Origin of the sequence: Rhodopila sp. (assembly GCF_035548095.1) — a bacterium.
Lineage (GTDB): Bacteria > Pseudomonadota > Alphaproteobacteria > Acetobacterales > Acetobacteraceae > Rhodopila.
Genome location: NZ_DASZUV010000011.1, coordinates 210,969 through 225,615 on the forward strand (window position 1 = coordinate 210,969; position 14,647 = coordinate 225,615).

The 14,647-nt window shown below is 64.4% G+C and carries 14 protein-coding genes; 7 read left to right on the forward strand and 7 right to left on the reverse strand.

Translation table 11 applies throughout. The annotated features are described in order from the left end of the window. Positions 1 to 94 precede the first annotated feature (94 nt). The 5 genes from VHC04_RS10290 to VHC04_RS10310 all read left to right on the forward strand — a co-directional run bounded on the left by VHC04_RS10290 (position 95) and on the right by VHC04_RS10310 (position 5,960). Positions 95 to 1,108: a DNA polymerase III subunit delta' gene (locus tag VHC04_RS10290; protein WP_325680743.1), complete on the forward strand. Its 1,014-nt coding sequence runs from the start codon at positions 95 to 97 to the stop codon at positions 1,106 to 1,108. A 195-nt stretch (positions 1,109 to 1,303) separates the two neighbouring features. Continuing rightward, positions 1,304 to 2,839, forward strand: coding sequence for a methionine--tRNA ligase (gene metG / locus VHC04_RS10295; protein ID WP_325680745.1), 1,536 nt, complete (start codon positions 1,304 to 1,306; stop codon positions 2,837 to 2,839). Beyond that, the gene (locus VHC04_RS10300; protein ID WP_325680747.1) at positions 2,839 to 3,612 is read left to right on the forward strand and encodes a TatD family hydrolase; all 774 of its coding nucleotides are present in this window, start codon (positions 2,839 to 2,841) and stop codon (positions 3,610 to 3,612) included. The genes metG and VHC04_RS10300 overlap by 1 nt, the downstream gene beginning before the upstream one ends. Continuing rightward, positions 3,609 to 4,403, forward strand: a complete 795-nt coding sequence (locus tag VHC04_RS10305) for an MBL fold metallo-hydrolase (protein WP_325680749.1) — start codon at positions 3,609 to 3,611, stop codon at positions 4,401 to 4,403. Before VHC04_RS10300 ends, VHC04_RS10305 begins: the two co-directional genes overlap by 4 nt. Positions 4,404 to 4,481: 78 nt before the next feature. Continuing rightward, a complete protein-coding gene (locus tag VHC04_RS10310; protein ID WP_325680751.1) occupies positions 4,482 to 5,960 on the forward strand; it encodes an AAA family ATPase in 1,479 nt (492 codons plus the stop codon). 100 nt (positions 5,961 to 6,060) lie between these two features. Here VHC04_RS10310 and VHC04_RS10315 read toward each other — a convergent pair whose 3' ends face one another. Next, positions 6,061 to 6,546 carry a hypothetical protein gene (locus VHC04_RS10315; RefSeq protein WP_325680753.1) on the reverse strand — a complete coding sequence of 162 codons (486 nt, stop codon included), beginning with the start codon at positions 6,544 to 6,546 and terminating at the stop codon, positions 6,061 to 6,063. Between the two features lie 339 nt (positions 6,547 to 6,885). Next, positions 6,886 to 7,638 carry a THxN family PEP-CTERM protein gene (locus VHC04_RS10320; RefSeq protein ID WP_325680755.1) on the reverse strand — a complete coding sequence of 251 codons (753 nt, stop codon included), beginning with the start codon at positions 7,636 to 7,638 and terminating at the stop codon, positions 6,886 to 6,888. Positions 7,639 to 7,937: 299 nt separating this feature from the next. On the opposite strand from VHC04_RS10320, the gene mazG reads away from it, so the two are divergent. After that, positions 7,938 to 8,756 carry a nucleoside triphosphate pyrophosphohydrolase gene (gene mazG, locus VHC04_RS10325; protein ID WP_325680757.1) on the forward strand — a complete coding sequence of 273 codons (819 nt, stop codon included), beginning with the start codon at positions 7,938 to 7,940 and terminating at the stop codon, positions 8,754 to 8,756. A gap of 21 nt (positions 8,757 to 8,777) precedes the next feature. Here the strand turns inward: mazG and VHC04_RS10330 are convergent, their stop codons facing one another. Beyond that, the gene (locus tag VHC04_RS10330; protein WP_325680778.1) at positions 8,778 to 9,854 is read right to left on the reverse strand and encodes a LacI family DNA-binding transcriptional regulator; all 1,077 of its coding nucleotides are present in this window, start codon (positions 9,852 to 9,854) and stop codon (positions 8,778 to 8,780) included. 153 nt (positions 9,855 to 10,007) lie between these two features. On the opposite strand from VHC04_RS10330, the gene VHC04_RS10335 reads away from it, so the two are divergent. Further along, entirely contained in the window at positions 10,008 to 10,865 is an 858-nt protein-coding gene (locus VHC04_RS10335; RefSeq protein ID WP_325680759.1) for an LLM class F420-dependent oxidoreductase, read from the forward strand. Positions 10,866 to 11,100: 235 nt separating this feature from the next. Here the strand turns inward: VHC04_RS10335 and VHC04_RS10340 are convergent, their stop codons facing one another. The 4 genes from VHC04_RS10340 to VHC04_RS10355 all read right to left on the reverse strand — a co-directional run. Next, positions 11,101 to 12,318, reverse strand: a complete 1,218-nt coding sequence (locus VHC04_RS10340; RefSeq protein ID WP_325680761.1) for an MFS transporter — start codon at positions 12,316 to 12,318, stop codon at positions 11,101 to 11,103. 101 nt (positions 12,319 to 12,419) lie between these two features. Then, the gene (locus VHC04_RS10345) at positions 12,420 to 12,644 is read right to left on the reverse strand and encodes a hypothetical protein (protein WP_325680763.1); all 225 of its coding nucleotides are present in this window, start codon (positions 12,642 to 12,644) and stop codon (positions 12,420 to 12,422) included. Between the two features lie 6 nt (positions 12,645 to 12,650). After that, positions 12,651 to 13,703, reverse strand: a complete 1,053-nt coding sequence (locus VHC04_RS10350; RefSeq protein WP_325680765.1) for a dihydroorotate dehydrogenase — start codon at positions 13,701 to 13,703, stop codon at positions 12,651 to 12,653. After that, on the reverse strand, positions 13,700 to 14,647 hold a 948-nt coding region (locus VHC04_RS10355), incomplete at its 5' end, for an acyl-CoA dehydrogenase family protein (protein WP_325680767.1). The genes VHC04_RS10355 and VHC04_RS10350, both read right to left, overlap by 4 nt.

Consider the following 14,647-nt stretch of genomic DNA (forward strand, 5'->3'; position numbering starts at 1 on the left):
CACCCGCGCGGTCACCAGCCGGGGGCCATCATCCGTCCCAGGCGCAATGGCGCCAGCCCCTGGCTCCGGCGGAGCAGCCCTCTATACTCGCCGCGTGTCCGCCCCAGACCCTCGCGCCAACCCCATCCTCCTCGGCCATGAAGCCGCCGAGGCGACGTTGCTGGAAGCCATTCGCGCGGGGCGGATGCACCATGCCTGGCTGATCACCGGCCCCGAGGGCGTCGGAAAGGCAACCCTGGCCTTCCGTTTCGCCCGGCGTCTGCTGGCGGGCGTGCCAACCGGCGATTCGCTGGCGATGGATCTCTCGCACCCGATCTTCCGACGCGTCGCCGCGGGATCGCATGCCGATCTGAAGACCATCGAACGGGAACGGAACGAGAAGACCGGCCGCATGCGCACCCAGATCGCGGTGGATGCCGTGCGCGACATCACCGGTTTCATGGCGCTGACCCCGGCCGAGGGCGGCTGGCGGGTGGTGATTGTCGACGGAGCGGAGGACCTGAACCAGAACTCCGCCAATGCCTTGTTGAAAATCCTGGAGGAACCGCCACCGCGAGCAATCCTGCTGCTGGTGTGTGCCGCGCCTGGCCGGCTGTTGCCGACCATCCGCAGCCGATGCCGGCGCCTGCGGTTGTCTCCAGTTCCCGATGCGGCGATGCACCTTCTGCTGGCCGACTATCTGCCGGACTTGTCCGAGGCGGAGCGCGGCCGGCTGGTGACCATCGCCGAGGGGTGCCCGGGCCATGCGCTGCGGTTGGCCGGGGAGGAAGGTTTGACAATCGCGGCCCTGGTGGACCGGCTGCTGGGGGAGTTGCCGGCGGTAAGCCCGCTGCGCGGCTATGAAATCGCCGATGTGCTGGGACGCAGTGAGACCGGCTTCTCGACGTTCATGGATCTCGTGCGCGCCGGAATTGCCGCGGCGGTGCGGGACAGCGTACGCGGGCAGGCGGACCCGGAACAGGAACGGCTGGTGGCGCTGCGCCCGCTGGATGCCTGGGGCGAGCTGTGGCACGGGCTGACCCGGTTGCAGGACGAGACGGAACGGTTCGCGCTGGACAAGCGGCAGGCGATCGTGACTTCCGTGGGGATGCTGACGGGGGGGCGGTAAGACCTTAATATGGCGGAAACCGGCAGATCTGCCTCCGTCGACGGGTCCCGGCCACCAATCTGCCAGGCCGGGCTATGGTCCGTGCCGCAGACGCGGTAGATTTACCGGACGCGGCGGTAAATCTACCGCAGCCTTTCAGCTCCTTCCGTCCGTCGCTGCGAAGGGGCAGCCGCCTGGAGTTTGTTAGTCTTTTCCATGAAAACACCGTACTACGTCACGACCCCGATCTACTATGTGAATGGCGCGCCACATATCGGCCACGCCTATACCTCGGTCGCGGCCGACGTCATGGCGCGGTTCAAGCGGCTGGACGGGTATGACGTCTTCTTCCTGACCGGTACCGATGAGCATGGCCAGAAGGTGGAGAAGGCGGCGCGCGACGCCGGCCTCGATCCCCAGGCTTTCACCGACCAGGTCTCCGCTGATTTCAAGGCGATGGCGGACGCCATGGATATTTCGTACGACGATTACATCCGCACAACCGAACCGCGGCACAAGCTTTCGACGGCGGAGCTGTGGCGCCGGATCGACAAGGCCGGCGACCTGTACCTTGGCCATTACGAGGGCTGGTACGCCGTCCGTGATGAGGCATTCTACGACGAGTCGGAACTGACGAAGAAGCCGGATGGCAGTTTCGTCGCACCGAGCGGAGCGCCGGTGGAGTGGGTGAGGGAGCCATCCTATTTTTTCCGACTGTCCGCGTTCCAGGATCGACTGCTGCAGCTTTACGAGAAGAATCCGGACTTTATCGCCCCAACCTCACGCCGGAATGAGGTCATCAGTTTCGTGAAGGGCGGGCTGATGGATCTGTCGATCAGCCGCACCACCTTCAACTGGGGCATCCCGGTGCCGGATGCGCCCGGTCACGTGATGTATGTGTGGCTCGACGCGCTGACCAATTATGTCACCGGTTGCGGCTTCCCTGATCCGAACGCCCCGCGCTGGAAATACTGGCCGGCGGACGTGCATTTCGTCGGGAAGGACATAATCCGCTTCCACGCCGTCTATTGGCCGGCATTCCTGATGTCGGCGGGACTGCCGCTGCCGAGGCGCATCACCTCCAACGGCTGGTGGGTGGTCGACGGAGAGAAGATGTCGAAATCTCTTGGCAACGTCATCGAGCCCAGGAAGCTGGTGGAGACGTTCGGTCTGGACCAGATCCGCTACTTCCTGATGCGGGAGAAGCCGTTCGGCGCGGATGGCTCGATCAGCCATCAGGCAATCATCAGCCGCATGAACGTTGAGCTGGCGAACGATCTGGGTAACCTGGCGCAGCGCTCGCTGTCGATGATCGCGCGCAATTGTGGCGGAGCGTTGCCGCCAACCGGCCCGCGCACCGAGGACGATACGGCCCTGCTGGATGGCGCCACCGCTTTGCCCGATTTGGTGCGCGTCAACATGGAACGTCAGACCTTTCACGATGCGTTGGAGGAGGTGTGGAGGGTGGTGCGCGCGGCCAACGGATATATCGACCGCCAGGCTCCCTGGGCGCTGAACAAGACCGACAAGGTCCGCATGGGCCATGTTTTGCGCGTGCTGGCCGACACGGTGCGCGTGGTTGCCACGCTGCTGCAGCCGGTCATGCCTGGCAGCATGGCGAAGATGCTGGATCAGCTCGGCGTGCCCGCCGATGCCCGCACCATTGCCGCACTGGCCACACCGCTCTCCGACGGCACGCCTCTGCCCGCACCGCAAGGCGTCTTCCCCCGCTATGTTGAGCCGGCGGCCTGATGCTGATCGATAGCCACTGCCACCTGGACTACTACACGCCCGACGAACTGCCCGCCATCCTGCAACGGGCGGCGGAGGCTGGCGTCGGCGAAATGGTCACGATCGGCACCACGGTCGCCCAGTCGGCAAAGCTGCCGGCACTCATCGCGGACCATCCGAACCTCTGGTGCACGATCGGCGTCCACCCGCATCACGCGGCCGAGGCACCGGTTCCGGCGCCGGAAACACTCGCGGCGATGACGCGAAACCCACGCGTGATCGGCATCGGCGAGTCCGGCCTCGACTATTTCTACGACAAGGCGCCGCGCGATGTGCAGGCCGAGAATTTCCGCGCCCATATCCGCGGTGCCCGGCTCGCCGGCGTCCCGCTTTGCATTCACGCCCGCGACGCCGATGCCGATATCGCTCGGATTCTGCAGGAAGAACGCGAAGGGGGAGGGGATTTCGCCTTCTTGCTGCACTGCTTCAGCTCGACCAGGGCACTCGCCGAGGCGGCGCTGGCGATGGGCGGCTATGTCAGCTTCTCCGGCATCGTGACCTTCCCACGCTCAACGGAGCTGCGGGAGATCGCGTGCGATGTGCCGCTCGATCGGCTGCTGGTGGAGACGGACTCCCCCTACCTCGCTCCCGTGCCATATCGTGGCAAGCGCAACGAGCCGGCCTGGGTCGCGCACACCGCCAAGGTATTGGCTGAACTGCGCGGCATGACGCCGCAGGCGATGGCGGACCTCACCACCGGGAATTTCCGCCGCCTGTTCCGGAAGGCGGCATGAAAGTCACGCTGCTGGGGGTCGGTGCTTCGGCCGGCGTGCCGATGATCGGCGGACGCGATGGCAGCGGCGATTGGGGCGAATGCGACCCGCATGAGCCTCGGAACCGCCGCAGCCGGTCGTCCATCGTGATCGAAAGCGATGATAATCAGCATCTTCTGGTTGATACGTCACCCGACATGCGAAGCCAATTGCTGGCCTGCCGTATCCCCAGCATCGAGGCGATCCTGTTCACCCACTCGCATGCCGACCACATCACCGGCATGGATGACGTGCGAATCCTGAACCGCATCGTCGACCGCCCACTGACCGCCTATGCCACGCGGCAGACATTGGAGGAGCTGGGTCGCCGCTTCGGCTATGCGTTCAAACCGTGGTCGCCGCCCGGCTTCTACCGCCCTGTTCTTGTGGGAGAGGCCGTCGAGCCCTATCAGACCGTCTCCATCGCCGGGATGGCGGTGTCACTCTTCAACCAGAACCACGGCCGCATCGACACGCTCGGCGTGCGGATCGGCAGCTTCGGCTACTCCACCGATGTGGTGAAGCTGGACGATGCGGCGTTCGCGGTGCTGGAGGGCGTCAACACCTGGGTGGTCGGTTGCTTCCTGCGCAAAGGACCGCATTGGACGCATGCCGACCTTGATACGGTCCAGACCTGGGTCGCAAGGTTGAAACCGCGCCGCACCATTCTGACCCACATGGGCACCGACATGGATTGGGCCTGGCTGCAGGCGAACCTGCCGGCAGGGATCGAAGCCGGTTACGATGGCATGGAATTGATTGTCACCGAATGACGGCGCGGGCTGCGGTCGCCGGATGACGGCCTGGAGACCACCGCTGGACCGCGGTACTCGGCGGAGTAGGAGCGATTAATGAGCATTCCGCCGGAACAAGCTGATGTTGCGGCATTCCTTGCCGGCCTTGCCGGTCGACCGGCGCATGAGACGCACATATCCGCGGTCTTCATAGGCACCGATACGGTATGGAAGCTGAAAAAGGCTGTCCGGCTATCCTTTCTCGATTTTTCAACAGTTTCCGCCCGGGAACACTATCTGCGACGCGAACTGGAGATCAATCACGCGGCGGCACCCGGGCTGTACCGCGATGTCGTGCCAGTTGGATGCGATCCTGATGGCCATCTCGCGCTGGGGCTGAAGCCCGCCGTGGACTGGGTGTTGCGCATGGCTCGCGTGCCGGACGCGGATTTCCTGGAAGCTATCGCCGCACGCGGCGACCTGACGCCCGCCTTGCTCGATGCGTTGGGGGATGCCGTCGTGCGAGACCAGGCGTTGCGGCCGGCCGTCTCCACCTGGGACAGCGCGGCCGCGCTGTCGCGTATTGCCGCGGGAAACGCTGAATCCGCCATGTCCGCCGGCTTGCCGCGATCGGAGGTAACCGTCTGGCTGACCCGGACTCAAGCGGCGATCGACATCTTGCGGGGTTGGCTGGCGGATCGGGTGCCGCTGGGGTGCGTCCGCCGCTGCCACGGTGACCTGCATCTGGGTAATCTGTGCCTATGGCAGGGAAAGCCGGTCGCGTTCGACGCCCTGGAATTCGACGAAGCGATGGCCACCATCGATATCGGCTATGATCTCGCCTTTCTGCTGATGGATCTGGAACATCGGGTCAGCCGGCCCGCCGCCAACCGGGTCATGAACCGTGCATTGGCTCGCACCGGAGATGTCGGCATGATGCGCGGTTTGCCCGTGTTCCTTTCGCTGCGGGCCATGGTGCGAGCGCATATCGCCGCGGCCATGGGGAAGGGGGCGGATGCCGCCTCCTACCTCGCGGCCGCCCAGGCCTACCTGACGCCACCGCCACCACGCGTGCTGGCGATCGGGGGTTTGCAGGGCACCGGCAAGTCCACCCTTGCCCGCCGCGTGGCGCCGGCGCTTGGCTGTTCGCCGGGCGCCGTGATCCTGCGCAGTGATGAGGTCCGCAAGCGGCTGTTCGGACGTGCGCCGGAGGATCGCCTGCCGCCCGAGGGCTATGCGGAGGATGCCAACCGCGCGGTCAATGCGGGCTTAGTGTCGTTGGCGCAGGAGACGATCGCCGGCGGTCATTCGGTCATTATCGATGCCACGCTGCTCGATCCAGACCTGCGGAACGCAGTCCGGGCCGCGGCGGAAGCGGCCTCGGTGCCATTCGTCGGCGTCTGGCTGCAGGCGCCATTGGCAGAACTCGAACGTCGCGTCACTGCGCGGCGCGATGATGCCTCCGACGCCACCATAGATGTGCTGCGCCGAGCCGCGGACACGTCAAAACCCCCGCAAGACTGGCGTTTGACGGACGCGATGGACCTGGAGGCCGCAGCCCGCGAGGTGCTTGCGGCGTGTCGGAGTTCGGATTGATGCATGCTGGCCGCCGCGGCGTTGACTCATCGCGGGCCGCGTCATCATGGCGGGAATCGACGACGGAACGCTCGGTACCGATGTCGCCTGCCGCCTCGTATCAGACTGGCGTTTTCCAAGGCTTCCAGCCCGGGATTACGATGACGACCGGCGACCAGAACAGCCGCCAGGACCGGTTGATGCGGATATCCATGGCGAGCGGTGTCCCGCTGCTGTCGTAGCTGATCAGCGCTCCTCGGCCTTCGTCGGTCATGTCCGCCATGACCTGTTCGATCTCCACGTAGTAGCGGCCGCGTCGCGTCAGCACCAGCAGCTTCCATTGGCCGGCGCGAGTGAAGGCATCGGAGGCGCTGTTGTATTCGAAGCTGCGATCATTCGGGTCCTTGATCCGGACATCGCCAACGCCCGGCGCATATCCTCGGGTCGAGCCGCCGGACAACGTGCCGGCGATACCCAGTTGGATCCATGGCGAGCGTCTGCGCGGCAGCGCGGCCAGCAACTGCCGAGCGTCGTCGGCACTGAAGGTGGTGTCGTGATCGTAGATCAACCGGTCCGTCAGCGCGGCGATCACGAAGCGGTCGGTCATGGGACGGCCGTGGGTTGCTGCGGCTGGTGCGTTGCCACAGTTTGGCGGCAAATCTCAAGCGGACAAATCCTCGGGCTGGCACTTATTTTAACATAATATTCATTATACGGATAATTGGCGTGGCATCCGCCACTCCACTTGGGCCACTGTCAGCGGCCCTGTCCTTCGGCGTATGAGCGCTATTTTCACACAGTTCGATAACCACATGGGCCCGTGCCGCTTCAGGCGGCGGGCCCATGTGGTCGCTCCTATTTGCCTGCCAGTATTCCCCCCAACCAGGCGTGCGGATACCGTGCCGGCCATGCATGCGCCGCCAGAACAGCGCACGCGACTCCCGGGTTACGACCGGCGGCGGCGTAACGCGCCGAGCCCGACCAGGCCGGTGCCCAGCAATGCCATCGATACGGGTTCCGGTGCCGCGATGCTGCGCAGCTCCACCACGCCAACAAGGCTTGCGGTGTTGTCCTGGTTTTCGATCGTGAGGAACTGGGTCTGAGTCACACCGCCGACCTGGAAGCCTTGCAGAGCCAGCGTGTACTCGTCGGAGCCGACCATGAAGGTCTGCGACGCCAGATTATAGGATACCGTCACCCGGTCGGCGCACCCGTTGATGTTCACGCCCTGGTTGTTTTGGCCACCGTACGGGCATGGGCCGCTGTTGGACGTCTCATCGTGGGTGAAGTCGAACAGGAATGACAGCGACGTCGCGGTGCCGCCATCCACCGAGACCAGGGCATTCACCTGCAGCTGAATGCCGGTGATCGAGCTTCCGGTGATCGGCTGGTTCACGTGCGTGAATGTGCCGAGGGTAAAGCTGGATGAAGGGCTTGGAGGCACGTTCGCGACGATCGCTGACGTGGTCGCGTCGAAGTCATAACCGCTGCGGCCATTGCCGGTCGTCGCCGTGCCCCACCGCACGTACGGGTCCGCCGTGGTGTTGCCGTAGAACGAAGCGACGGCGGTTGGCGTCGCGTTCAACCAGCTGGCGGTGATCGAAGAGATCGTGACGGTGTGCGCATTGGCCGACGATGCGGCCATGAGCGCACAAGCGGATACGCCCGCCAATACCGACAATGCGAAACGTGGGACCATTATACCCCCCTTTTTGGAGATCCGTGCATCTGCGCGTCCCGCTACGCAAGAACAATGCCAAAATGGTCTTTTCAATGAATCCAGTGGTCTGGATTCTGGTATAATGTCAAAAATAGAAATTGTGTAAAAAACTGCGACAATTTGGTCGACAGGATATCTATTTTGGAATTGTTTTTGGTAAAATTATAGCGTCATCGCCGAACTCGTCCGAGGTCGGACCGCTCCACCGTCCGTGAAACCAGGCTGCCCCCGCCGCTTTCCCGCTTGCACCATCAGCGCCGGTTCACTATCGGCGAGTCATGCCCCATCCCGCCGCGTCCCCGGCTGAAGTCGAACTCCGCCGCCTGCTCGACATCATGGCCAGGTTGCGCGATCCGGTGACCGGCTGCGCCTGGGACCATGTGCAGACCTTCGATACGATCGCGCCATACACCATAGAAGAGGCTTATGAGGTGGCCGACGCCATCGCGACGCGCGACTTCACCGCGCTGCCTGACGAGCTCGGCGACCTGTTGTTCCAGGTCGTGTTCCATGCGCGCATGGCCGAGGAAGAGGGCCGCTTCGACTTTGCCGAGGTCACGCGGCAGATCGCCGACAAGATGGTCCGTCGACATCCCCATGTGTTTGGCGACGCCGCGGTGCGCGATGCCGAGACCCAGACAGCGGCCTGGGAGGTGCAGAAAATCGCCGAACGGGCCGCGAAACAACAGACCGGGACGCTGGATGGTGTTCCGACCGCCCTGCCCGCCCTGATCCGCGCCGTAAAACTGACCAGGCGCGCGGCCCATATCGGCTTCGACTGGGACAGCGTGGAGCAGGTGCTGGCCAAGCTGGATGAGGAGATACGCGAATTGCGCGACGAATTGCCGGCAGCCGACCCGGCCAGGCTGCAGGACGAGGTCGGCGACCTGCTGTTCGTGCTCGCCAATCTCGCCCGCAAACTGAAGCTGGACCCGGAAACCTGCCTGCGCCATGCGAACGAAAAATTCGCTCGCCGCTTCAACGCGATGGAGGCAAAGTTCACGGCCGAGGGCAGAAGTCTGTCGGAGCTGTCGCTGGAGCGGATGGAAGCCGGCTGGCAGGATGTCAAGACTCAGGAACGGACCGCAAGGTCCTGATTCAGCGATCGGTACCGACTATCAGGTCGAAGCGCGCTCGATGATGCGGTAGGGTACCTGGATCTGTTCCGGCTGACCGCCATTTTCGCCCGCGAGACGACGCAACAGCACCGAGGCGGCATTGCGACCAGTCTGCGCGCCCTCGACGCTGACCGTGGTGATCGATGGCTCGTTCATCTCCCCGAGTTCGAAATTGCCGAAGCCGCAGACCGCGAGCCGGTCGGGGACAGCGATGCCATGCATCCGCGCCTCGGTCAGTGCGCCAAAGGCCAGCAAGTCGGAACTGCAGAACAAGGCCAGTGGCTCCGACAGGTGCGGCAGCAGCGCGCGGAGCCCCGCCCGTCCCGCCGCGATCGTGCTGGGGGCCGGCATCACCTGCTCCAGCACCACCGTGCCGCCACCCCGCGCGGCCTCGACGGTGAAGCCACGGCCTCGTGTTACCGCGCGGGAATCGGTGGCGATCAGCGCCGCGAAGCGCGTGTGGCCCCGGGTCCGAAAGAACGCCGCGACATCGGCACCGACGCGCTGGTGGTCGAAGCCGATCACCATGTCGATCGGCCGCGCCGAGACGTCCCAGATCTCCACCACCGGGATGCGCGCTTCGATCAGCATTTGCAACGCGCCGGGGGTATAGGCGGACCCGGTGATCAGCAGTGCATCCGGGCGCCGGCCCAGGATCGCCCGAAACAGCGTCTCATCGTCCGTCTCCTCATAGCCGCTGATGGACAGCATCACTTGATACCCGGCACGGCGCATCGTGTCGGTGAAGGCCTGCACCACACCAGAAAACATCGGATGCGCAATGGTCGGCACGATGGCCGCCACCATCCGGGACTTTCGCGATGACAGACCGCCGGCGATCAGGTTGGGCACGTAACCCAGCTTGTCGATGGCCGCGCGCACGCGCGCCGTCGTTTCCGGCGACACACGGTCCGGGGTATTGATGACGCGGGATACGGTCATCGGTGCCACCCCGGCCGCGGCGGCAACGTCGGTGATCTTGACCGGTGCCCTGGGCTGGGGGGTGTCTGCCGGCGGTTGATCCGGCTGGTCTGGTGCTTTGCTTCTCATGGGCCTGCATGAGCCTAGCCTGCCCATTCCACCAGGACCAGGGGATGTCACGAAGGCATCTCATAAACTCTCGCGCGATATGGATCGCGCCGGCGATCCCGGCCGCGGTCACCGCTGTTCCTGGCCATGCGTACCGAAACAGGGCAACATCGGCGGGTCCAAGCCACAGGAGGAAATACCGTGCTGAAAGCCGGCGTATCAATGTTCTTCACCGACTATTCCATGGCGCCCGGCGAACTGGGGCAGGCGCTGGAAGCGCGTGGCTTCGAATCCGTGTGGGCACCGGAGCACTCGCACATTCCGCTGACGCGCAAATCGCCCTTCCCTGGCGGTGGCGATCTGCCGAAAAAATACTATGACGCGATGGACCCGTTCGTGACCCTGACAGCCGCCGCCGCGGCGACCAGGACGCTGAAGATCGGCACCGGGGTCTGCCTGGTGGCGCAGCGCGACCCGATCCAGACGGCGAAGCTGGTCGCCTCGATCGACCAGGTCTCCGGTGGCCGCTTCCTGTTTGGGATCGGCAATGGCTGGAACCAGGATGAGCTGGAGGATCACGGCGTGAAATTCGCCGATCGCCACAAGGTCGCGCGGGAGCGGGTAGAGGCGATGAAGGTGATCTGGACCAAGTCGAAGCCGGAATATCACGGCGAGTTCGTCAATTTCGATCCGATGATGACCTGGCCGAAGCCGGTGCAGAAGCCGCATCCCCCGGTGATCGTGGGCGGTGCCTTCCCTTACTCCGCCCGCCGGGCGATCCGGTACGGGGACGGTTGGATTCCGCAGGCGAGACGCGCGAGTTACGAGGAGATCGGCGCGCTGATCCCCGAGTTCCGGAAGATGTGTACGCAAGCGGGGCGCAATCCGGATGAGATCGCCATCACGGTCTGGTTCCCGAAGCAGGATCTGGATTTGATGAAACGATACGAGGATATGGGCGTCGAACGCGTGGTGTTCAATCTGGAGTCCGAGGCCGCTGACAAGGTGCTGCCGGTGGTGGATCAGATCGCGGAATTTATGCGGAAGGTGAACAGGTGACGGCTGGCCGGCCTGCGGTTGAGCTGCCGCGGGTCGGCCTCGTTACGACCGGTTCCCCATGACAGCGTTTGTCCTCCAGCCTGCCACACGAGAGCGTCTGGTATCTGGCAGTGGATAACGTCATGAATGGCAGGGTTGCTTCTGCCGACAATTCAAAATCGGCAACCACTGTTATGTCTGCAATAACCTCACCTATAAGAAGGCATCGTGCTGGTTTCCGACTGGCAACGGGGGGTCAAGCAACAGCTCTTGCATCAGAGGGAATTGAGACGGTTGCAATGGCAGCGACCACAGAGGCTATCCCCGCCAGTACGAATGTGGTCGACAGAGACGACGTAATCACCATACCCGCCAAGGCCGATCCAAGGGGGAAGCCGGCCAGGTTCAGGCTCATTGAAATCGATATCACGCGACCGAGTTGTCGGGTGTCGGTTCGGCGCTGGCGCAGCGTCAGGAGGGCGACGTCGATCGGGCCAGACATAACGCCGGCAAGCATTAGCCCGATCGCCAGCCCACCCAGTCCGAATTCTGCTGCGACAGGCCAAGCCGCCAAAGCGGTGACAACCATGCCTATAGCCATGACGTGACGCTCGCGCCCGGCCGTCCGCAAGCGTCCCGCGGAAAGCGCACCTATGCCACCGGCAATGCCCATCGCGGCCCACAAAAATCCCGTCACGGAGCTGCCAACAGCGGTATCGTAATGGTTGGCCACGAAAACCGGAACGGCGACATAGAGCACGCCCCAGGTGATCTGGTACATCGAATAGGAGATAGCGAGACCGCGCAGCGTCGGTTGCCGGCTCATGATCTGGATGCCTTCAATCATCTGATGCAGAAACGAAGCCTGTCTTGGCGCCAGTCCGGGAAGACGCGGTACGAAGGATAGGCAGATGGCGGCAGTCGCGTAGGAGAAGGCGATCATGGACATCGCGCTTTCGGGCCCGAGCCACGCGACGATGACGCCGGCCATCGCCGGTCCGACGACATCAACGACGGCATAGACCGCCGTATCGAGCGCATTCGCACGATCAAGGTCATGGGACGGTACCAGGCGAGGCAGCAGGGTCCGCGTACCCGCCGCTCCCAATGGACCGGCAAGCGAGAACAGTGTTACCACGAAGAACAGGACCGGCGGTGTCGTCCAGTCGAGCCAGCCAACAATGCCGATGGCGGCAATAAATATGGCACTGGCAATCATGTCGATCCTGACGGCGATGGTCGGCCCGACGCGATCGAGCAGAACACCCGCGACCGGGCTGACCAGCAGGCCCGGGACGATTGCTGCGAAAGTCAGCCAGCCGGCCAGTGCCGGTGATGAGAACTGCGCTAGCACGAACAGGACCAACGTGAGAATGAACATGCGACCCGCCAGACGCGACAGGGTCGCGGCAACGATGAGCGGCGTCAGCCCGGGGATTCTGACAAGGGCCCGGTATGAGTTCTGCTGTTCCATCGCGACCTGTAAAGACGGTTGGGTTATTGAACATCAATGAGGCGTGTGCTCGGAGTGTTCGAGCCAAGCCAGAAAGACGGCGTTCCTGTCGCTCACTGCACTCAGAACCCCGGCAACCCCGCATCCTTCAGCGCCTGGGCCAGCGCGTCACCCTCCAGCACCGACTCACGGCCCAGCACCAGGCGCGTCACCGTCCATTCCCCGCTGACCTGAGCCTGCACGCAATCGGCCAGTGCCGTGTCCAGATCGGGTGCCAGCAGGAACGTTTTCGATCCGTCCGGCATGGTCCGCTCGATCATCACGCAAATCGGAACGAAGCAGGCCATCCCGGATCACTCCGACTGCAAGGTTTCGGGCGGCACGAAATCGCGCCAGCGGCCCGGGGTTTCCAACTGGTCGCCATAGCCTTCCAGCCGATCGGCAAGATCGCCGACCAGGTCGGAAAACGCCAGGCCGCGCCGTTCCAGGAAAGTGTCCAGCTCCGCGATGATCCGGCTGATCGCGCCGAAGCCGCCATGCATCACCGCCGACAGCACCTCCACCGCGCCGGCACCGCACAGCGCCATGCGCGCCACGTCTCCGCCCGACCGCACACCGTTGGTGCCGATCAGCGGCAGCGACCCAGCCGCGGCACGCCGCGTCAGCGCCAGGAAGCGGCAGACGATCGGTAGCGCCCAGCCGCCGCCATAGGCCGCCGAAGTCCCCAACACCGGCCGGAACGTCTCCAGGTCCGGCACCAGACCCATGAAGCGGCCCATCATTCCCACCGCATCCGCGCCGCCCCGTTGCGCCGCCATCGACAGCGCCGGCAGGTTCGACGACAGGCCGGTCAGCTTGACCCAGAGCTGCATTCCCTCGGTCGCGCCGCGCACTCGCCGCACCAGCGCTTCCAGCCGGTCCGGATCGGTTTCCTGCACGATGGCGCCGGCCGCTGCCTCGGAGGCATGCGGCGCGCCCACATTCAGCTCGAACACACGCAATCCGGCCCGCCGCGCCCGGGACGCGACCGTTTCGGCTCCGTCGGTGCTGGCATAGACGATGCTGGCCGCGACAAACGCGCCCTCCCGCGCCGCCTCCCGGTCCAGCGCAGCGATGGCGGCGAACCAGTCGGCGCAATCCCGCTGGATCAGGCCGGAGCGGTTGAACAGCGACACGGCCGCCGGTCCCGCCGTCGCCATGCCTGCCGCGTCCAGGAACGCATAATCCGCCTTGTCAAGCTGCCGTGCCGCCGCCGGCTGCTCATTCACCGACTTGGCGATCACGCCCGCCGCCCCGGCACGCAACGCCGCCCTGATCCCGGCCTCCGTCATCACCGGTTCGCCCGACGCGCAGATCACCGGATTGCGCAGCGGAAACGAACCGATCGAGGTGGCCAGCCTTGTCACGACCGCTGGCCGGTCGGCACCTGATTGAACGGCACGTTCTTGTCCACGCGGATATCCGCCGGCAGCCCCAGCACCCGCTCTGCAATGATGTTTCGCAGAATCTCGTCCGATCCGCCGGCAATGCGGGAGCTGGGCGAGGACAACAGCGCCGATTGGAACATGCCATACGCCTCGGCGAGGTCCTCATCCATCACCAACCCTCCGTCGCCCATCAGATCGAGGCCGTAACTGGCAATGTCCTGCAGCTTGGAAGCATTCACCAGCTTGTGGATGGAATTCTCCGGCCCCGGCGTCTCACCGCGAGACAGCGCGGTCATGGTGCGGAAGCGGGTGAATTTCAGCCCCTGCTGCTGGGCGTACCAATGCGCGATCTTCTCCCGCACCGCCGCGCTGCGGATCGCCGGCTTGCCGTCGATCTTCAGATGCCGGGCAAGTTCCACCAGGTCCTCGACATCCGGCCGCTGCACGTCGCCGACGGCCAGGCGTTCGTTCATCAGCGTGGTGATGGAAACCCGCCACCCCTGCCCCACCGCGCCCAGGCGCTGGCTGTCCGGCACGCGGACATCAGTGAAAAACACCTCGTTGAAGTGGCGTGCGCCGGACATCTGGTGGATCGGCCGAATCTCGATGCCGGGAGACTTCATGTCCAGGAAGAAGAAGCTGAGTCCTTCATGTTTCGGGACGTTCGGGTTGGTGCGCACGACAATGATCCCGAAGTCTGACAGATGCGCGCCGGAGGTCCAGATCTTCTGGCCGTTGATGACCCATTCATCACCCTGCTTCTCGGCCCTGGTGCGCAGTGCCGCCAGGTCCGATCCGCCGGCCGGCTCGCTGAACAACTGGCACCATACTTCCTCGCCACGCAGCGCCTTCGGTACGAAACGTTCCAGTTGTTCCGGCTTCGCATAGGCCATCATGGTGGGAATACACATGCCGAGACCGAT